The organism is Ideonella sp. BN130291 (assembly GCF_036231905.1).
Taxonomy (GTDB): Bacteria; Pseudomonadota; Gammaproteobacteria; order Burkholderiales; family Burkholderiaceae_C; genus CAMLIZ01.
The window spans coordinates 21,770-41,173 of record NZ_JAZARE010000005.1 but is presented as its reverse complement, the minus strand read 5'-3'; the positions used below and the strand labels follow the sequence as shown (position 1 = coordinate 41,173).

20 protein-coding genes are annotated in these 19,404 nt (G+C 69.8%); 10 read left to right on the top strand and 10 right to left on the bottom strand.

The window, feature by feature from the left end:
• Positions 1–197: 197 nt before the first annotated feature.
• On the bottom strand, positions 198–695 hold the full coding sequence (locus VPH43_RS11750; protein WP_328577894.1) for a D-glycero-beta-D-manno-heptose 1-phosphate adenylyltransferase: 498 nt from the start codon (positions 693–695) through the stop codon (positions 198–200).
• A gap of 194 nt (positions 696–889) precedes the next feature.
• On the opposite strand from VPH43_RS11750, the gene VPH43_RS11745 reads away from it, so the two are divergent.
• Together VPH43_RS11745 and VPH43_RS11740 are read left to right on the top strand one after the other, a co-directional pair.
• Positions 890–3,751 (top strand): ABC transporter transmembrane domain-containing protein, encoded by a 2,862-nt coding sequence (locus VPH43_RS11745; protein ID WP_328577893.1) that lies wholly within the window; start codon positions 890–892, stop codon positions 3,749–3,751.
• Positions 3,752–3,782: 31 nt separating this feature from the next.
• On the top strand, positions 3,783–4,301 hold the full coding sequence (locus tag VPH43_RS11740) for a hypothetical protein (protein ID WP_328577892.1): 519 nt from the start codon (positions 3,783–3,785) through the stop codon (positions 4,299–4,301).
• Between the two features lie 43 nt (positions 4,302–4,344).
• On the opposite strand, the gene VPH43_RS11735 is transcribed toward VPH43_RS11740, so the two are convergent.
• The 6 genes from VPH43_RS11735 to VPH43_RS11710 form a co-directional block, all read right to left on the bottom strand.
• Positions 4,345–5,520 (bottom strand): DUF4382 domain-containing protein, encoded by a 1,176-nt coding sequence (locus tag VPH43_RS11735; RefSeq protein ID WP_328577891.1) that lies wholly within the window; start codon positions 5,518–5,520, stop codon positions 4,345–4,347.
• A complete protein-coding gene (locus tag VPH43_RS11730; protein ID WP_328577890.1) occupies positions 5,517–6,365 on the bottom strand; it encodes a DUF6502 family protein in 849 nt (282 codons plus the stop codon). Before VPH43_RS11730 ends, VPH43_RS11735 begins: the two co-directional genes overlap by 4 nt.
• A 103-nt stretch (positions 6,366–6,468) precedes the next feature.
• A complete protein-coding gene (locus VPH43_RS11725) occupies positions 6,469–7,032 on the bottom strand; it encodes a PEP-CTERM sorting domain-containing protein (RefSeq protein ID WP_328577889.1) in 564 nt (187 codons plus the stop codon).
• A 215-nt stretch (positions 7,033–7,247) separates the two neighbouring features.
• Positions 7,248–7,508 (bottom strand): hypothetical protein, encoded by a 261-nt coding sequence (locus VPH43_RS11720; RefSeq protein ID WP_328577888.1) that lies wholly within the window; start codon positions 7,506–7,508, stop codon positions 7,248–7,250.
• A 68-nt stretch (positions 7,509–7,576) separates the two neighbouring features.
• Positions 7,577–8,683, bottom strand: coding sequence for a YsnF/AvaK domain-containing protein (locus VPH43_RS11715; protein ID WP_328577887.1), 1,107 nt, complete (start codon positions 8,681–8,683; stop codon positions 7,577–7,579).
• A gap of 1 nt (position 8,684) precedes the next feature.
• Entirely contained in the window at positions 8,685–9,149 is a 465-nt protein-coding gene (locus VPH43_RS11710; RefSeq protein ID WP_328577886.1) for a YsnF/AvaK domain-containing protein, read from the bottom strand.
• Positions 9,150–9,403: 254 nt separating this feature from the next.
• Between VPH43_RS11710 and VPH43_RS11705 the strand changes: the two genes are divergently transcribed.
• From VPH43_RS11705 to VPH43_RS11680, 6 genes are read left to right on the top strand one after another with little or no spacing between them, the layout of a single operon-like run.
• Positions 9,404–10,264, top strand: a complete 861-nt coding sequence (locus VPH43_RS11705; protein ID WP_328577885.1) for an STAS domain-containing protein — start codon at positions 9,404–9,406, stop codon at positions 10,262–10,264.
• 8 nt (positions 10,265–10,272) lie between these two features.
• Positions 10,273–10,653: an STAS domain-containing protein gene (locus tag VPH43_RS11700; RefSeq protein ID WP_328577884.1), complete on the top strand. Its 381-nt coding sequence runs from the start codon at positions 10,273–10,275 to the stop codon at positions 10,651–10,653.
• 7 nt (positions 10,654–10,660) lie between these two features.
• Positions 10,661–11,041 (top strand): anti-sigma regulatory factor, encoded by a 381-nt coding sequence (locus VPH43_RS11695; protein ID WP_442909285.1) that lies wholly within the window; start codon positions 10,661–10,663, stop codon positions 11,039–11,041.
• A gap of 10 nt (positions 11,042–11,051) precedes the next feature.
• Positions 11,052–12,062 (top strand): ATP-binding protein, encoded by a 1,011-nt coding sequence (locus tag VPH43_RS11690; protein WP_328577883.1) that lies wholly within the window; start codon positions 11,052–11,054, stop codon positions 12,060–12,062.
• Complete coding sequence (locus VPH43_RS11685) at positions 12,059–12,958, top strand: sensor histidine kinase (RefSeq protein ID WP_328577882.1); 900 nt, start codon at positions 12,059–12,061, stop codon at positions 12,956–12,958. The genes VPH43_RS11690 and VPH43_RS11685 overlap by 4 nt, the downstream gene beginning before the upstream one ends.
• A complete protein-coding gene (locus VPH43_RS11680) occupies positions 12,939–14,918 on the top strand; it encodes a hybrid sensor histidine kinase/response regulator (RefSeq protein ID WP_328577881.1) in 1,980 nt (659 codons plus the stop codon). Before VPH43_RS11685 ends, VPH43_RS11680 begins: the two co-directional genes overlap by 20 nt.
• A 1-nt stretch (position 14,919) precedes the next feature.
• On the opposite strand, the gene VPH43_RS11675 is transcribed toward VPH43_RS11680, so the two are convergent.
• A complete protein-coding gene (locus tag VPH43_RS11675; protein WP_328577880.1) occupies positions 14,920–15,558 on the bottom strand; it encodes a TetR/AcrR family transcriptional regulator in 639 nt (212 codons plus the stop codon).
• Between the two features lie 101 nt (positions 15,559–15,659).
• Here VPH43_RS11675 and VPH43_RS11670 point away from each other — a divergent pair, with 101 nt between their 5' ends.
• Positions 15,660–16,004, top strand: coding sequence for a darcynin family protein (locus VPH43_RS11670; RefSeq protein ID WP_328577879.1), 345 nt, complete (start codon positions 15,660–15,662; stop codon positions 16,002–16,004).
• A gap of 12 nt (positions 16,005–16,016) precedes the next feature.
• On the opposite strand, the gene VPH43_RS11665 is transcribed toward VPH43_RS11670, so the two are convergent.
• Together VPH43_RS11665 and VPH43_RS11660 are read right to left on the bottom strand one after the other, a co-directional pair.
• Positions 16,017–17,171, bottom strand: a complete 1,155-nt coding sequence (locus VPH43_RS11665; RefSeq protein ID WP_328577878.1) for an AI-2E family transporter — start codon at positions 17,169–17,171, stop codon at positions 16,017–16,019.
• 70 nt (positions 17,172–17,241) lie between these two features.
• On the bottom strand, positions 17,242–18,180 hold the full coding sequence (locus tag VPH43_RS11660) for an AraC family transcriptional regulator (RefSeq protein WP_328577877.1): 939 nt from the start codon (positions 18,178–18,180) through the stop codon (positions 17,242–17,244).
• Positions 18,181–18,336: 156 nt separating this feature from the next.
• On the opposite strand from VPH43_RS11660, the gene VPH43_RS11655 reads away from it, so the two are divergent.
• Positions 18,337–19,338, top strand: a complete 1,002-nt coding sequence (locus VPH43_RS11655; protein ID WP_328577876.1) for an aldo/keto reductase — start codon at positions 18,337–18,339, stop codon at positions 19,336–19,338.
• Positions 19,339–19,404: the final 66 nt, after the last annotated feature.

Here is a 19,404-nt window from a genome sequence, read left to right as displayed (position 1 = left end):
TCCCCGTTTGGGCAAAAGATGTGCCGCGAGCCTGCTGCGCTTCAAGCGCGTTCAAACTGCGCAAACAGGGGTGCGCAAAGGAGGCCGACCGCAGCAGCACAAGCAAAAGAAGGCGCCGGCGCGTGTAACGATTCAAAGGCCTTGAAGGCCCCACGCGCCAAAGACCCGGGCAGACCCCGGGGCCGCGGACGCGCCAATCAGGCGATGCGCGGATATCCCGGGCCCTGGCCCCGCCCGCGCGGCGGCTGGCGCAGGGCGGCGGGCAGTGCGGGCGCGCACGGCAGGGCCGCCACACGGCCGCCCCAGCTCTGCACCAGCTGCGCCTCCTCCAGCGAGGGCACTTCGTCGTCCGGCAGCACATGCACGTCGGGCCGCAACTCCCGCATCAGCGCCGCAGGGCTGGCCTCGTCGAACAGCACGATCATGGTCACCGGCTCCAGGGCGTCCAGCACCCAGGCCCGGTCCAGTGCCGCATGCCGCGGCGCCTCGGCATCGGCCAAGCCTGCGGCCGATGCATCGCTGCGCAGGCCCACCACCAAGGTGGCACCCAGCTGGCGCGCCGCAGACAGGTAGGTGACCACGCTGCGGTCCACCAGGTCGAACAGGCCGTGCACGAAGACCAGCGGGCGCGGCAGCAGCTGCGCGCATTCGGCGGCTGCTTCACGGGAGCACAGCTTGTCCGGCGACAGGGTCATGGCGGATGGAGGAGGGGCAGATGGGCCGAGAACGCAGGAGCAGTTCGCGTGCCCACATGGCGTGCGGCAGCGCATCGGCGGGTCACGATGGCAGCGCGCGCGGCACTTCTTCCGGCACTTCTTTCCGGCACCCGGGGCGCCCCGGGGTTGGCCTGGGCATGTTGACGGGCACGCGGCTTGCGGCCGACGCGTGGATGGCAATCGACAACAACATCAGCGCCCGGCGCCGGGTCTTCAGCGGGTTGTGGGAGGCGGTGTGGCGCTACCGCCAGCGCACGCTGGTCGCCCTGGGGCTGATGGTCCTGGCCAAGGTGTCCGCGGTGTTCGTGCCGCTGGTGCTCAAGGCCATCGTCGACCAGTTCAGCCGACCCAACGAGCTCACCGGTGCCCTGGGCGGCAGCGCCGGCCCCATGCCCGAAGGCACGCCCACGGTGCTGGTGCTGCCGGTGTTCCTCTTGCTGGGCTACGCGCTGCTGCGGTTTTCGGGCACCTTGTTCAACGAGCTGCGCGACATGGTGTTTGCGCGGGTGACGCGGCGCACCGTGATCGGCTTTGCCGAGCGCACCTTTGCCCACCTGATGTCGCTCAGCCCCCGGTTCCACGTGCAGCGCAACACCGGCACGCTGATCCGCGACGTGGAGCGTGGCACCGGCGGCATCGGCTTCCTGCTGGGCGCGGGGCTGTTCACCATCGTGCCCACGCTGGTGGAGTTCGGCGCGGTGCTGGTGGTGATGATCAGCGGCTACAGCCTGTGGTTCACGCTGGTCATCATGACGACCTTCTTCGTCTACGGTGCCTTCACCTTCTTCCTCACCAACAAGCGCGAGCTGCGCCAGCGCAAGGTGAACGAGCTGGACTCCACCGCCAATGGCCGCATGGTGGACAGCCTGCTCAACTACGAGACGGTGAAGGTCTACGCCCGCGAGGACTTCGAGCGCCAGCGTTACGGCGGCGTGCTCACGCAGTGGATGGAGGGCAGCGTGCAGAACCAGAAGGCGCTGTCGGTGCTGCACATCGGGCAGAGCGCCATCATCGCGGTGGGCGTGGCGGTGGTCATGCTGCTGGCCGCGCAGCAGACCATGCAGGGCACCATGACGGTGGGCGACCTGGTGCTGGTCAACAGCTACATCATCCAGATCTGCCTTCCGCTCAATGCGCTGGGCTTCGTGTTCCGCGAGGCGCGCGACGCGATGGTCAACACCGAGAAGCTGTTCGCCCTGCTGGAGCAGAAGGCCGACATCCAGGACCAGCCGGACAGCACGCCGCTGCAGGTGAAGAAGGGCGAGGTGGTGTTCGAGCAGGTGGACTTTTCCTACGAGGCCGGCCGCCAGATCCTGCAGCAGGTGGGCTTCGAGATCCCGGCCGGCAAGACGGTGGCGGTGGTGGGCGGCAGCGGCTCGGGCAAGAGCACGCTCGCGCGGCTGCTGCTGCGCCTGTACGACGTGGGCGCCGGCCGGGTGCTGATCGACGGGCAGGACCTGCGCTCGGTGAAGCTGGCCACCCTGCGCGAAGCCATCGGCGTGGTGCCGCAGGACACGGTGCTGTTCAACGACACCATCGCCTACAACATCGGTTACGGCCGCACGGCCGCTGGCATGTCCGACGTGATCGAGGCGGCCAAGGCGGCCCAGGTGCATGAGTTCATCCTGTCGCTGCCGCAGGGTTACGACACGGTGGTGGGCGAGCGCGGCCTCAAGCTCTCGGGTGGCGAGAAGCAGCGCATCGCGATCGCGCGTGCCTTCCTGAAGAACCCGCCGATCATGATCTTCGACGAAGCCACCTCGGCGCTGGACACACGCGCCGAACGTGCCATCCAGAGCGAGCTGGACCGCATCGCGCAGGGCCGCACCACGCTGATCATTGCGCACCGGCTGTCCACCATCGTCAATGCCGACCAGATCATCGTGATGGACAAGGGCCGCATCGTGGAACGCGGCCGCCATGAGGAGCTGCTGGAGCGCGACGGCCTGTATGCGCAGCTGTGGAACCTGCAGCGCCAGCAGGCGCAGGTGGAACGGCTGGAGCGCCGCCTGGCCCGCCAGCCGGTGAACCTGGCGGTGCTGATGGCCAATGCGATCGACGGGCTGCGCGAGGCGATCGAAGCGCGCGGCGTCAAGCTCTACACCGACGTGGACCTGGACAACGCCCGGGTCACCGGCGACCCCAGCACGCTGGCGCAGGCGCTGCGTGAGCTGATCATGCAGGCGGTGCAGGCCACGCCGATCCATGGCCGCATCGAGCTCAAGCTCGAACGGCGCGAGGCCAATGCGCGGCTGTGCATCACCGACGGCCGCCACGACCTGCCCTCGCCGGTGACACCCACTGCGGCGCCGCCGTCGCGCAAGGCATCGCAGCGCCGGCTCAAGCTGGTGCCCGCGGTGCCCGCGCCCGAGCCGCCGGCCACCCAGCCGCACGGCACCGACACGCCGCTGGATCCGCTGGAGCTGCGCTCCACCATCGAACGCCAGGGCGGCGAATTCCACATCGAGCCGCCGGGCTCCCTGCACGGCATGCGCTATGTGATCGAGATGCCGCTGCGTGCGGTGGGCGTGGACAACCGCCCCACGCCCACGCCGAGCCCCGAGGTGGACCTGGACATCGCGGCCCTGGGCGACCAGCCGCTGGCGGGCCTGCGCGTGATGAGCATCGACGACCGCGCCGACGCCCGCGAGGCGCTGGAAGGCCTGCTGGATGCCGAAGGCGCCGAGGTCAAGGCCTTTCCGACCGGCACGCAGGCCATCGCCTGGCTGGAGCAGCACCCCAGCGACCAGTGGCCCGAAGTGATCATCTGCGACATCGCGCTGGGCGACGAGGACGGCCACCAGGTGGTGCGCCGCATCCGCCAGATCGAGCAGCAGCGCGGCGTGGCACTGGACGACCGGGTGCCGGCGATCGCGCTCACCGGCCTGGCCCTCCCGGGCGACCGCATGCGCGCCCTGATGGCGGGTTTCCAGGTGCATCTGGCCAAGCCGGTGGACCCGCAGGAGCTGGTGTCCACCTTGATCACCCTGTCCGGCCGGCCGGGCGGCAGTACGCCGTCGGCGGAGGCCGCCTGACCCCATTTTTTTTCAACCCTCGAGGACTTCCATGACCCGTGTTTCACCCAGCAGCCATTTCGCCAATGCCGATGCTGCGCGCACCGCTCTGCAGATGGCCCTGCCGATGATCGAGCCGCAGATGACCCAGCCCGAGGTGGTGGGCAGCGGTTTCCTCTACATCGTGGTGATGGACCCGGCGCTGCGGCCGGGTGATGTGCCGTTCGAGGAGGCCATCCTGCTGGAGCATGCGGTGGGCGACCGCGCCAAGTGGGACGCCGACTACGCCGCCTTCGCCCGCGCCAAGGCCAAGGCGAGCTGGGAGCAGGGCATGGACGGCCACCGGCTGCAGGCCCTTCAGCCCTACAAGTTGCGCGAGGGCGACTCCATGCTGTGGGGTGCGGTGTGCCTGGACGGCATCGTGGTCGGCGTGAGCGGCGCCCATGCGTACTACGACGAAGCCTTTGCCACCGCCATCGCCGGTTGCCTGCGGGCGGTGGCCAAGCACCGGTGGCAACAGGCGGTGGACGCGCGCCAGCTGTTTGCTGGCGGTTCGGCGCCCGGGCGCTGAGCCGGCCCGGGCGGCGCGATGCGCCGCGCCGGGGCCGCGTGCTTCAGGGGAAGCTGAAGCTCACCGGTGCGACTGCGCCCGACACGTCGATCGCCTGGGTCTTGGTGACACCGGCCGACTCGGCCACCAGGGTGTACTTGCCCCCCACCGGCGTGTCGGCGGTGAACGCCAGGCTCACCGGGTTGGCCACATAGGCAGCTTTCACCGGCGGCTCGATCGGCAGCGTGAAGCTGAAGGCGCCGGAGCTCGCATCCACCCCGGCCCAGGCCGATTGCACGGGGGTGCCGCCCGTCAGCACCTGGCGCGCGGCCAGGTTCGCGGTCGCGGGCGTCACGCTGCCGGTGACCGTGCGCAAGGTGGCCGCCGGGGGCGCGATGGCCAAGGTGGCACTGTTCACGTTCGTTGGCGCGGCCGCGCTCACCGGCACGCCGGTCATCACCGCGGTGACGCGCCCGCTCGCGGCCACCACCAGGTCATAGGTGCCGGCCGGCACCGGGTACAGCGTGAACTTGCCGGTCGGGTCGGGCACGGTGGACTTGACCGGCACACCGTTGACCTGCACCGACACATGGGTGCTGCTCGGCGTGGCGACCGCGGGATTCACATAGCCGACCACCCGCAGGCCGGCGTCGCTGACCACCGGCACCGCCGTCACCACGGGCTTGAGGTTGTACTGGCCGGAGTTGCCGCGCTTGACCACCGACTTGCAGGCGTCGAAGTCCAGCACCAGGTCGGCCACCTTGCCTTCGGGCACTTCCAGGTCCATGTTGACCTTGATGCCCGACTGCGAGCCGCTAGGCGTGGTGAGTGGCACTTCCGTGCCGCCGGTAGGCACCACCGAGTTGGCCAGCGGCGTGCCGGCGCTGTTTTCCGCGAGCACCAGCCGCACCTGGGTGTAGCGGCCCGCGGGCAGCTCGGTCTGGCCGAGTTCGCGCAACGCGCCGTTGGTCAGGGTGAGCAGGTCGATGCGTGCCGGTGTGCTCAAGGCCACTTCCGACCAGCCGCTGTCGGTATCGGCGGCCGCGGTGCTGGTGTGCACACGCACCTTCTGCACCGAGATGTTCACCGCGTCATAGCCGCAGGCGGGCGCATCGGTGACAGACACGCGCATGGTGCCGGAAGCCGGGCTGCCGGTGCCGCCGATGCCGCCGCCGCCGCAGCCCGCCAGCAGGGCTGCGGCGAGCGCGAGCGCCGTCACGGCGCGTGGGTGGGTCTTCATGGTTTCTCTCCTTCAACGACGTACGGACCGAGGTCTTCCTCGAAGTAATAAACGCCCACGCCCACACGCACGCGCTGCGGACTGCCGGCTTGTGGATGGGCATCGAGATCGTGTTGCGCCAGCCAGCTGTCCAGCTGCTCGAGCAGGGCCTGCGACTGCGCGGCGCTGAGCTTCTGGAAGTCGGCCACGGCCGAAATGGGAATCGCGTCGTACATCACCTTGCGCTGGAAGCGCGGGGCCGCGCTGCCGTGCTGCAGGTTGTGTTCGATGGTGGTGACCAGGTCGGCAACATCGCTGCCCAGGATGGCCAGCTTGTCGGCCGGGCTGTGCGCCGGCACGTAGGCGTGCGTGAGCAGCTGGAGCCGGCCGTCGCCGGTGGTGCACACCGCGCCCACACGCAGCAGCTCGTCCAGCACCGCGCGCGCCGGCATGTCGCCGCTGTAGCGCCTGACCAGCGTGGCAAAGCTCGCGTCGCCGTCGGGCGCCAGCACGCGCGGCGCGCCGGTCGCATCGTGGAAGTCGGTGTCGCGCACCCAGCCGGTGAGCACGCGGGCGGCGCGGTTGTAGCGGTCGGCCAGGTCGTCGTCGGCCGCCAGGGTGTCGCCGTCGAGCAGGCGCTGCACTTCCTTGCGGGTCAACCCGCTGAGCACCGCCACGCGTGAGGTGGAGGGCTTCTTGCCCGGAATGCCGAACTCCTTCCAGGCCACTTCCACATAGGTGCGCTTTGCGAGGTCTTCAAAGGCGCGGAAGGACACCGCATGGCGCAGCAACAGCCGGAAGAGCGGGCGCAGCAGCTGCGCTATGGCGAGGTCGAGGGCCCGACGGGCGGCAGCGCTGGAGTTCACATTGGGAAATTTATCCCAACCCCTGCGCGCGCCGGCCCGAATGTGTCAGCGCCTGTAAACGAAAAAAGGCTCCCGAAGGAGCCTCTTGAGCCAGCGCAGCGTATCAGGCGGCTTTGCGGCGGCGGGACAGGAAACCGACCACGCCCAGGCCGGCAAGCATCAGCGCATAGGTCTCGGGTTCCGGCACCGGGGTGGCGTAGTAGATGTCCGCATGGGACAGCCGCTGGCCGAAGTGGATGTTCTTGTTGTCCCGGCCGCTGAAGAAGCCCACGCCCAGCGTGTCGTAGCTGATCGAGGAGATGCCACCGGCCACTTGGGAGCCGTCGAACTCGTACAGGCTGAAGGCAGTGCCGGCCTTCAGCGCCAGCACGAACATGCCGGTCTGGGCGGCGAAGTTCAGGGTGCCGGTGCTGCCGTGGTTGCCGCCGGTCACGTCCACCATGGTGAGGCTGCCAGCGCCCCAGTCGCTCATGACTTGGGCCGCCACGTCGTCAGCCTGGTTCACGTTGTTGCCGCGCCAGGAGCCGGAGCAGTCCACATAACCGGCCAGGCTGGTCATGCTGGTGCCGTGGCCGTCGCAGGCGACGCCGGTGGCGGTGAGGGCGGCGTGGGCCGGCAGGGCGGCGACCAGGGCGGAAGCCAGAACACTCAGGGAAAGCAATTTCATCGGAACCTCTCTAGGGTGGTTTCGCCAGTTTCTGCGCCGGCGATCTATGGATTTGGGCGGGAGCCCGCAGCGGCGGAGCATGCGCTACGCGCCCACCCACCGGCACCCCCGGACCGGGGGTTTTTTCAGATTGGCCCCCATGACACCGCGCAATAGGCCGCTTTCCGCCCCGTGGCCGTTGTGCCGCGGCCACGCGAACCACCGACTGCTGAGGCTCAGAAGCGTGGAAAGCGCCGGCGTTCGCCCAGCACCACGCGGCCGGCCGCGGTGAGTGCCGCGGGTCGGCCATGGCCGGTGAGCGGCCGCACTTCCTCGATGTCGCTGCCGGCACAGGCCAGGCACAGGGGCGGGGTGTCTTCGTCGTCGCGCTTGACCCGGAAGAAGCCGCAGTCGCTGCAGCGCCAGGCCAGGCTTTGCGCCGGCGCGTCGTGGCGCTCGTCGTCGGCTTCAGGGTCGTTGTTCTTGTCTGCGGCCATGTGAGTTGCCTGCGAGGGACGCCCGGATAGGCGGCCTCCCGGGAGGGAGACCGCCTTCGGGCTGGCGTTCAGTCCTTCACGCGTTCCCAGGCGTGCCGCACGGCGCCCTTGATACGCTCCCAGGGGCTGTCCGGGTGGGCCGTGGCCCAGTCGCGCTCGGCGTGCCGCTCGACCTCGTCCCAGGACCGGCCGGCATAACGCTGGTCGCTGCGCAGGGTGGCGCCGTATCGGTAGGCCGGCTCGAACTGCTCGTAGGCGCCCTGGCCCGCGTAGCGGGATTCGAAGTCGCTGCGGTAGTCCTCGCCCTGCATGGCGCCCGCCGAACGCAGCTCGTCGCCCCCCAGCGGCTGCACTTCCACCTCGGTACGGCGCACCGTCTCGTCGATGGACGCCGTGGTCTGCCGCACGTCCTTGCCGACGACCACTTCCTCCACCACGCGGGCGGTCTTCTGCACCACCGGGCGCTCCACGGATTCGCGCACCTCGATGCTGCGGTCCTGCAGCGCGTCCAGGTCGGCGGCGCTCGCAGGCCGGTCCGCCGGACGGCGCTCGACGTGGGCGCGCTCCTCACGCAGTTCCAGCGATTCCTGCACCGGCTCTTCCACCGTGCGGGCAAACACCCGCACCCCGCCGGCCTGCACCGTGCGCTTGCCGACCTGCAGCTCTTCCTTCAATACCGGAATGACCTGCTCGCCTTCGTCGCGCATCTGCGTCGTGCCGGTGGGGCGCGAGAGGCTTTGCATGCTCTCGGTGCTGCGGCTGTCGCTGTCGGCCAGGGCGGACCAGCCCGACTGGCGCCACTCGGCGGCGCGCTCGTCGATGTTGACCGCGCCAGCGCCTTCCAGCGTCTCGCGTGCCACCTCGAGCTTGGGTTCTTCCTCCACGTCCACCTTGACCACCGCGCCACCGCGGCGCACGGCTTCCGAATAGGTGCTGACCGCCTCGTTGTCGTCGTCGCCGAACAGCTCGGCGAAGAAGTGCTTCACGCTGCTGAGCACGCCGGTGCCTTCACCCTGGCGCTCGGCGCTCGAGGCGCGGGTGCTGGCGATGTCATCGTCGTCGTCCGCACCGGTCACGTGGATGCAATCGGGGTCTATGCCCCGGTCTTCCAGAAGATGGGCCGCATGCTGGGCCGCCGCATACCGGTCGAAAACGCCTACCACTGTCTGCTTCATGTCACGACTCCTTGGGTCGGGGGAAAGGGGCAGCGGCGGCTTGCCGCTGCATGCTGTCGTCGTCTGCAGCCCAGGCGCCATCGCCGGTGCGGCGCTCCACCACGGCGCGCTCCTTGCGCAGGTGGATTTGCTGTTCTTCGACCGAGCGCTCGCCGCGCTTGCGGATGCGCACCTGTTCGGCCAGCACCAGCACCCGCTGGACCACCCAGCGCTCCTCGTAGACCGGCACCACCATCACGTCGCCCTCCTGCCAGGGCGCGAGGCGCGCGTCCACCGTGCGCCCGATGGCGACCCGTTCGACCTCGACCGACTCGGTCCAGGTCTCGGTGCGCAAGGGCTCGACTGCATCGTGGCTTTCGATGCGCACCCGCACCGCGCCGGTGTCCACCCGCTCACGGGTGACCTGCAGCTCTTCTTCGATCACCGGGATGGTCTGTACCCCGGTCCGGCCAGCGGGGAGTTCCATGGCGCTTCTCTGCGTTGACGACACAGCTAGCAAGGCAAGCAGGGGGCCCGGGTGTTTGCGCGGCGCGGCGGCGAAAAAGCTGTCTGCTTTACGTCTTCTCTGGCGCGATTGCGTCTTCTCAACGTGGGGGGTGAGCCGGGTGTCATCCCGGAGTCGCTGGTCCAAAGGCGGGGGTTACTATCCCGCTCTCCAAGACGGGCCGGGGTCTTTTCGAAGCGGTCTACGCGGTGAACCCTTCAAGTCAGGTCCAGCCCATGAAACAAGACAACGACCCCATCGAACAGCTGCTGGTGCTCCACCGCGACGAGGTGCTGCGTGAGTGGCTGGCGGAAGTGGCGGCATCCAGCCCCTCCGCGGGCGCGGCGGTGGGTGCTTCAGCCGCGGCCGATGCGGCCGCCCTGCTGGATGCGTTTGTGGCCGGCCTGCGCGCCGGCGCCGACGCGAAGCGGTTCGACGACATTGGTTGGGAACCGGTGCGCAACACGCTGGAGACGCTGTCGCGCGCACGTGCGGCCCGCGGCTCGCTGGCCGGCGAGACCAGCCACTTCGTGCTGGCGCTGAAGAAGCCGCTGTTTTCGGGCCTGCAACAAAGCCCGCACACCGAGCCCCAGCATGTGCTTGCTGCGGTGTGGCGAGTGTCGACCCTGGTCGACCGGATGGCGCAGTTCACCATGGACACCTACCAGCGCTCGCGCGAGGAGGTGATCAGGCGCCAGCAGGAGGAGCTGCTGGAGCTGTCCACCCCCGTGGTCAAGCTGTGGGACGGCGTGCTGGCGGTGCCGATGATCGGCACCCTGGACAGCAGCCGCACCCAGCTGGTGATGGAGTCGCTGCTGCAGCGCATCGTGGACACCGGCTCCGAGCTCGCCATCATCGACATCACCGGCGTGCCCACGGTGGACACCCTGGTGGCACAGCACCTGCTGAAGACCGTGACGGCCATCCGCCTCATGGGAGCCGACTGCATCATCAGCGGCGTGCGGCCGCAGATCGCGCAGACCATCGTGCACCTGGGCATCGACCTGCAGGGCATCTCGACCAAGGCGTCCCTGGCGGACGCGCTGGCACTGGCGATGAAGCGGGTGGGCTACACCGTCACGAAGACCAAGGGCTGAGCCCGTCCATGCAACGCATTCCAATCCTCCAGATGGGCAAGTGCCTGCTGGTCACCATCCAGGTGGACCTGCAGGACCAGACCGCGCTGGCACTGCAGGACGACCTGGCCTCGCGCATCGAGGCCACCGGCGCCCACGGCGTGCTGATCGACATCTCGGCGCTGGAGATCGTGGACTCCTTCATCGGGCGCATGCTGGCGAGCATTTCGGGCATCTCGCGGGTGCTGGACGCAACCACCGTGGTGGTCGGCATGCAGCCGGCGGTGGCGATCACCCTCGTCGAACTGGGCCTCTCGCTCGAAGGCGTGCGCACGGCACTGAACGTCGAAAGAGGCATGCAGCTGTTGCGCGCGGCCGCCGAGGAGCAGGGTTTTGACGGAGGCGCCTAAGGGCTCGATGCTGCTCATCGGCGAGCCGGACATCGTGATGTGCCGGCAGCTGGTCAGAAAGCTCTGCCAGCAGATCAAGCTCTCCCTGGTGGACCAGACCAAGATGGTCACCGCGGCCAGCGAGCTCTCGCGCAACACGGTGGTGTATGGCGGCGGCGGGGCGATGCACTGGGACATCGTCACCCAGGGGCTGCGCACCGGCCTGCGCCTGGCCTTCGAGGACCGCGGGCCGGGCATCCCCGACCTGGAGCTGGCGCTGACGGACGGCTGGACCTCCGGATCCGGCATGGGCATGGGCCTGTCGGGCAGCAAGCGCCTGGTGAACGACTTCGACATCCGCTCGGTGGTGGGCGAGGGCACCTGCGTCACCATCACCCGCTGGAAGTGACGGCATCGACGTGCAACCGCACCTGGACATTCCGGTTCGCGAGCCCAGCCAGGTGGGCGAGGCCCGCCGTGCCGCGGCCCGCCTGGCCGCAGAGGTGGCGCTGAACGAGGTCGACGCGGGACGGCTTGCGCTGGTGGTCACGGAGCTCGGTACCAACCTTGCCCGCCATGCCAGTCAGGGCCGCATCCTGCTCGGTTGCCACTCGCTGGGCGGGCAGCAGGGTGTCGACGTGCTGTCCCTGGATGAGGGCCCGGGCATGGCGGACGTGGGCCAGTGCCTGCGCGACGGCTACACCACCGGCGGCACGCCGGGCACCGGCCTGGGCGCGGTGCAGCGGCTGGCCGACGAGTTCTCGGTCTTTTCCCAGCCGGGGCAGGGCAGTGTCATCGTGGCCCGTGTGATGCGGCGCACGCCCGCCGGCGCGCCCGGCGGCGCGCCGCCGGCGTTCGAAGTGGGCGCGGTGTGCCTGCCCGCGCCGGGTGAAACGGTGAGCGGCGACGGCTGGGCCCTGGCCACCGACGGCGACCGCGCGGGCGTGGTGGTGGTCGACGGGCTGGGCCACGGCCCGCAGGCGGCGGAGGCGTCCGATGCCGCGCTGGCCGTGTTCCGCGGTGCCAACGGCCGGTCGCCGTCCGACACCCTCACGCTGGCCCACGGCGCCATGCGCAGCACCCGCGGTGCGGCCATGGCGATGGCCCGCCTGGACGCGAGTGCCGGCACGCTGGTCTTCAGCGGCGCCGGCAACATTGCGGGGCGCATCATCTCCGGCGTGGGTGATCGCTCCCTCATGTCGCAGCACGGCACCGTGGGCTTGCAGATCCGGCGCCTGCAGGACATGCACTACGCCTGGCCCGCTGCGGCGGCGCTGGTGCTGCACAGCGACGGCCTGGTGACGCGCTGGGACGTGAGCAGCGCGCCAGGCCTGCTGCAATGCCACCCGCTGGCCATCGCGGGCTGGCTGGTGCGCCACCATGTGCGGGGGCGCGACGACGCCACGGTGGTCGTGGTGCGCAGGCGATGAGCATGCCGTCCGTGTCCGTCGAGGAACTGCAGGCCGAGCTGGCGCGCAAGGCCGCAGAGCTCACCGCGCTGCAGCAGGAGCTGGAGGAAACCAACCGCGGCGTGCTGGCGCTGTATGCGGAGCTGGACACCCAGGCCCAGCAGCTGCAGCACGCCACCGAGCTCAAGAGCCGGTTCCTGGCCTACATGAGCCATGAGTTCCGCACGCCGATCGCGGCCATCCGTAGCCTGGCGCGCCTGCTGCTGGACCGTGTGGACGGGCCCTTGAGCGAGGAGCAGGAAAAGCAGGTGAAGTTCATCCAGTCCACCACCGCCGAATTTGCGGAGATGGTGGACGACCTGCTCGACCTGGCCAAGGTGGAGGCAGGGCGCGTGGAGATCTCCCCCGCCTGGTTCGAGCTGGTGGACTTGTTCTCCGCGCTGCGCGGCATGTTCCGGCCGGTGCTGAACAACCCGGACGTGGTGTTGCTGTTCGAGGAGCCGCAGGGCGAGCTGCCGCTGTACACCGACGACAAGAAGCTATCGCAGATCCTGCGCAACTTCATCTCCAACGCGCTGAAGTTCACCGCCAAGGGCGAGGTGCGGGTGTCCGCCAGGGACAACGGCAACGGCACCATGACCTTCGCGGTGTCGGACACCGGCATCGGCATTGCGCCGGAGTTCCACCACGCGATCTTCCAGGACTTCGCCCAGCTGGACTCTCCCATCCAGAAACGTCTGCGCGGCACGGGCCTGGGCCTGTCGCTGAGCAAGCGGCTGGCCGCGCTCCTGGGCGGCACGGTGGGGCTGCAGAGCGAGCTGGGCAAGGGTTCCACGTTTTCGGTCACGCTGCCGGTTCATGAGCTGAGCACGGCGCCCGCAGCACGAGGTGAAACACATGGATCCGACGGACACTGACTTCCGGCCGATCGACCGGTCGCAGCACGAACTGCTGATCGTCGACGACGATCCCGCGAGCCGCTATGCCACCTCGCGCCTGCTGCGCAGCGCCGGCTTTCGCACGCGCGAGGCGGGCACCGGCATCGAGGGCCTGGAGGCGGCCGGCGAGGGGGTCTCCGCGATGGTGCTGGACATCCACCTGCCGGACATCGACGGCTTCGAACTCTGCCGCCTGCTGCGCTCGCGCCCGCAGACGGCCCGCCTGCCGGTGCTGCACCTCACGGCGGCCTACGTCACCGACAGCGACAAGGTGCGTGGCCTGGATTCAGGTGCGGACGCCTACCTCACCCACCCGGTCGAGCCGTCGGTGCTGGTGGCCACGGTGCAAGCGCTGGTGCGCACACGCGTCGCCGAAGACGCGATGCGCCGCAGCGAGGCGAAGTTCCGTGCCATCTATGCACAAGCGCCCAGCGGCCTGTGCCTGCTCGACCCCGAGGGCCGGCTGGTCGATGCCAACCCGGCGATGCTGAAGCTGCTGGGCCGCACGGCAGAGCAGGTCGTGGGCCGGCCGCTGAGCGGCTTTGCCGCGCCGGAATGGGCCGAGCGCGTGGACCGTTGTGCCCGCCATGTGGGCCCGGGCACCTGCACCGAGGAGTTCCCGATGCTGAACGGCGAGGGCCGCACGGTGCACGTGGAGTGGACCGTCTCGCCCCAGATCGAACCCGGCCTCAGCATGGGCATGGCCAACGACGTGTCGGCCCGGACACTGCTGGAGCAGCAGCGCCAGCAGCTGCTGGACCGCGAACGCGTGGCCCGCAGCGCCGCCGAACGCATGAACCGCATGAAGGACGACCTCATCGCCGTGCTGTCGCATGAGCTGCGCACGCCGCTGAACGCCATCATGGGCTGGACCCATGTGCTGCAGAAGCGCGGTGCCGGGGAGGAGGTGATGCGCGGGCTGGACGCGATCGAGCGCAACGGCCAGATGCAGGCGCGCATGATCTCCGACATCCTCGACATGTCGCGCCTGAATCTGGGCAAGATGCCGCTGTCGCTGGCGTTGGTGGACCCGGCGGAGGTCGTCGCCTCGGCGGTGAACGCGCTGCGCCCGGCGATGGATGAGCGCCACAACCAGCTCGTGCTGGAGCTGGCCCCGGCCTACCGCCCGATCAAGGTGGACAGCGCCCGCCTGCAGCAGGTGATCTGGAACCTGGTGAGCAATGCGATCAAGTTCTCTCCCGAAGGCGGGCAGATCCGGGTGGCGCTGAAGGAAGAGGCCGGCGGCGTGCGCTTGACGGTGGCCGACCAGGGACAGGGCATCGCGCCGGAGTTCGTTGCGTTGGTCTTCGACCGGTTCAGCCAGAGCGACGCGGCCGGCAACAAGTACCGCGGCGGCCTGGGGCTGGGCCTGTCCATCGTCAAGCACCTGGTGGAAGCGCATGGCGGCTCGGTCTCGGCGTCCAGCGCAGGGCCGGGGCGCGGCGCGGTGTTCGAGGTGCTGCTGCCGACCGAGGCCAAGGCCGATGCCGCCGAGGCGCCCGAGGCCGAACCGTCCAAGGCCCGGGAGCCGGACGGCGCGCTCGATGGCCTGAGCCTGCTGGTGGTGGACGATGATGCCGAAGCCGCCGCCATGCTGGCGATGGTGCTGGGCGACCGCGGTGCCAGCGTCAAGGCGGTGCATGACGTGGATGCCGCGTTGGCCGCGCTGGACCATGCCGAGCCCGATGTGCTGATCAGCGACATCGGCATGCCGGGGCAGGACGGCTACGACCTCATCCGCGAAGTACGGCGCCTGGAGCTCGCGGGCGCCCGCCGCCTGCCCGCGATCGCGCTCACGTCCTTTGCGCGCGACCAGGACCAGGCGCAGGCGCTCGCGGCCGGCTTCGACGCCCATTGCGCCAAGCCCTTGCGGCCGCTGCAGCTGGTCAACGAGATACGCCGCCTGGCCGGGATGTCGGCCTTCCGCGACTCGCGCTGATTCAGGCCGGCGCTGGTTCGCGGCGCGGCGCGGTGAGGTAGGCGTGCGCCAGCGCCACCGTTTCCCGTGTCAGCGCCTTCAGCGAGACGCCGCCAGGGCGCTGGCGCACGGCCGCGTGCACCACCGCGTGCACCGCATGCATCACGGTGAAGGTGGCCAGCTTCAGGTCCGCCACGGCCAGCTCCTCGCGGTGCTGCTGCAGCAGCCGGCGCAGCTGCTCCTCCAGCTGCGCCTCCACCTCGTCGTGGTCATGCAGTTCCGCGGCGCGGCCGAGGAACTGCCGCTCCAGCACCTGGTGCAGGTCGGCGTCCACCCGGTGGGCTTCCATCGCCGACTCGATCACCCCGGTCAGGGCCTCGAGCAGGCTGCCGTCGGCATGGCGCGCGAGCGCCCGCTCGATCACCGCCTGCATCTGCCGGGCGTGGCGATCGTGAAGGGCGGCGATGAGCGCGTCCTTGTTGGGAAAGTACTGGTACAGCGAGCCCACGCTCACGCCGGCGCGCTGGGCGACGGCGTTGGTGCTGGTGTCGGCATACCCACGTTCGACCAGAACCTGAGCGGTGGCGTCCAGGATGGCGTCCACCGTGGCCTGGGAACGCGACTGGCGCGGCAGTTTTCGGGGGGAAAGTGCGGTCTTCATCGGGGTGAACGGAATGCGAGTAGCCAATGTGAGCAAAAGCTCGCATAGTGTCGGTACACCAGGCCACGCCGTCAACCAGCCATCGTTTCGGGGACATCGCCATGCAACGCCGCTACACCGTGTTCATGCTGCTCAAGGCCACGCCGCAGTGGCAGGCATTGAGTGCGCCGGAGCGCCACGCCGTGCTGGACGAGACCCTGATGTTCGTGTTCGAGGGGTTCCCGGACGTGCGGCTGCGCTACTACGACAGCGAGGCCTTCCACGGCCGCTGCGCCGGCGTGGCGGCCTGGGAGACGAGCGAGCTGCCCGCCTACTACGAGCTGGTGGCCGCCCTGCGCGACACCGACTTCCTGGCGCGCTACTTCGAGGTGGCCGACGCGATCATCGGCGCCGAGGACGGCTGGCGCGAGCTGGAGCGGCCGATGCTCAGCGCGGCCGCGGTGTGAACAAGGGGCGGTTCAATCGCCGAGCAGCTCGCCGATCGGCTTCAGGTCGTCGACCCGGTCGCACACCGACTTCACCGCCATCAGGATCGGCACGCCGAGGATCAGCCCCCAGGCGCCCCACAGCCAGCCCCAGCCCAGCACCCCGACGAACACCACCACCGGGCTCATGCGGCTGGCGCGGCTGGTGAGCCAGGGCGTGAGCAGGTAGCCCTCCAGGCTCTGGATCACCAGCGACACGCCGGCGATGGCGAACGCCATTTCCGCCGTGCCGAACTGCAGGAAGCCCACCAGCGCCGCCCCGCCGGTGACCGCCACCGCGCCGATGTAGGGCACGAGGTTCAGCACGCCGGCCACCACGCCCCACACCGCGGCATGGTTCACCCCCAGGGCCACGAACGCCAGCCAGGTGGCCAGGCCCACGAGCACGCTGGTGGCCACCTGCACCAGCAGGTAGCGCTCGATCTGCAGGGTGATCTCGTCCAGCGCCTGCACGGTGATCTTCTTCTGGGCGAACGTGGGCCCGGCCAGCTTGACCAGCTTGCGGCGGAAGGTGTCGCCCGAGGCCAGGATGAAGAGCGTGAGGAACAGCACCACCGTGGCCTGGCCCAGCAGGGCCACCAGGCCGAGCGTGCCGGTCCACAGGTAGTCCCGGATGTTGAAGCGCGGCTTCTCGATCACCACCTTGGTCACGCCGCGGGTGCTGGGCGCCGCGCCGCCGGTTTCCTCGGCGGCCTGCTCGATCTGGGTGGCCGCCTTCTGCATCTTGTCGATCGGGTTGGCGTTGCGCGCATGCGAGCGCATGGATTGCCGCAGCTTCTGCGCCGCCGTGGGCAGCGACTCGATCAGCGCATTGGCGTCGTCGGCCAGCGAATAGGCGGTGAACCCGATGCTGCCCACCAGGGCGGCGATCAGCAGCGTGGCGCTCAGCGCCCGCGGCACGCGCCAGCGCGCCAGCTGGTCCACGATGGGCGACAGCGCATAACTGAGCATCACGCCGATCAGCACCGGGATGAACACGTCGCTGGCCCAGCGCAGCACCACCAGCGTGGCCAGCACCGCGATCAGCGCCAGCGAGGTGCTGCGCAGGTCGACATGGTTGTGCAGCGTGGGCGGCGGCGTGTCGGCGTCGTCGTTGGCGCTGCCGAGCGGGGAGGGCGTGGAGGTCATGCCCGATTGTGTGCGGCGCCGGCCGTGCCGGTAAGCCGCCCGAACGCAGGGAACGTGCGCTGCGGCCGGTTCAGGCGCCGGCCTGCCGCACCGCCTGGATCTCGGCCCGGGGCGGCGCGCCGAACAGGCGCCGGTACTCGCGGCTGAACTGCGATGGGCTCTCGTAGCCCACCTGGTGGCCGGCGGCGGCCGCGTCCAGCCCTTCGGTGAGCATCAGCCGGCGTGCCTGGTGCAGGCGCAGGTGCTTCTGGAACTGCAGCGGCGACATCGCGGTCACCTGCTTGAAGTGGTGGTGCAGTGTGGACGGGCTCATGTGCACCGCCTGCGCCACCTCTTCCACGCGCACCGGCTCGGCGTAGCGGCGCTTGAGCAGGTCGATCGCGCGGGCGATGCGCTGGCTGTGGCTGTCGGCCACCGCCAGGTCGCGCAGGCGCTGGCCCAGGCCGCCGGTGAGCACCCGGTAGTAGATCTCGCGCACCGCCAGTGGCGCCAGCACCGGCGCGTCCTGCGGCGTGAGCAGCAGGCGCAGCAGCCGCAGCACCGCGTCCAGCAGCGGCGCGGTCACCCGCCACACCTGCAGCCCCGGCTGGGCCACCGTGGGCGGGGGCGGTTCGCCGGCGGCGGGCGCCTCCAGCATCAGCGCGCCCACTTCCCGGGCGTCGATGTTCAGACGCACGCACAGGTAGGGCCTGTCCGGCGTGGCCTCCAGGATCTGGCCCACCGTGGGCACGGTGACCGAGATCACCAGGCAGTGCAGCGGGTCGTAGGTGAACACCTGGCTGCCCATGAGGGCCTGCTTGCGGCCCTGCACCACCACGCACAGGCCGGGGTCATACACGGCGGGCAGCCGATAGGCCGGGGCACTGGCGCGGATGAGCTGCAAGGGCGCGATCGGCGTGCTGTGCAAGCCGTCGCCGGGCGTGAATCGGGCAACCAGGTCGATCAGCTCGGCCTGGCGCGGATCGGTTTGCGCCTCGCGAGCAGGCGTTGGGAAATCAAGGTCGGACATGGTGCGCCGATTGTGCGGCGGGCGTGCGCCTCGTGCGCGCGCGAGGGCGGGTGCTTCGGAGGATCGGGCAAGGATGGGCCAGCAATCGGCTAACGCCGCGCCGGCCCCGCGCCCTACGCTGCAGCTCGTGTCATTCCTCACCTCAAGGGGCTTTTCATGAACAACCCGATTCCCCGCCGCGAACTCGGCCGCCAGGGCCTGAACGTGTCTGCCATCGGCCTGGGCTGCATGGGCATGTCCGATTTCTACGGCCCGGCCGACGACGCGGTGTCGCTGGCGGTGCTGAACCACGCGCTGGACATCGGCGTGAATTTCCTGGACACGGCCGACATGTACGGCATCAACGGAGCCAACGAGCGCCTGCTGTCGCAGCTGCTGCGCACACGCCGGCGTGAGGTGGTGCTCGCCACCAAGTTCGGCAATGTGCGCGGGCCTGATGGGGCCTTCCTCGGCATCAACGGCCGGCCGGAGTATGTGCGCAGCGCCTGCGACGCCAGCCTGCAGCGCCTGGGCGTGGACCACATCGACCTGTACTACCAGCACCGGGTGGACCGCAGCGTGCCGATCGAGGACACGGTGGGCGCGATGGCGGAGCTGGTCAAGGCCGGCAAGGTGCGCTTCCTGGGTTTGTCGGAAGCCTCCGCCGCCACCATCCGGCGCGCCCATGCGGTGCATCCGATCAGCGCGCTGCAGAGCGAGTATTCCCTCTGGACCCGCGACGTGGAGGCCGAGGTGCTGCCGACCTGCGAGGCGCTGGGCATCGGCTTCGTGGCCTACAGCCCGCTGGGGCGCGGCTTTCTCACCGGCGCCATCCAGAGTGCGGAGGACCTGGCGCCCGATGACTGGCGCCGCAGCAACCCGCGCTTCCAGGCCGAGAGCCTGCCCACCAACCTGGCCCTGGTGGCCGAGGTCCAGCGCATCGCGGCAGAGCGTGGCTGCACGCCGGCCCAGCTGGCGCTGGCCTGGCTGCTGCACCGCAACCCGTCGCTGGTGCCCATCCCGGGCACCCGGCGCATCGCGCGGCTGGACGAAAACGCGGCGGCCGCCACGCTCGCCCTGGGCCCGCAGGAACTCGAGCGGATCGACCGCGTGCTGGCCCAGCGCGAGGTGGCGGGCACCCGCTATCCGGCCGCCAGCATGGCGAGCGTGAACGCCTGAAGCCTGGCCGCCAGCGGGAGGCGGGTATTGCGCTTGCAGGAGGGCCGGCAACACGGCTTCCTGCTT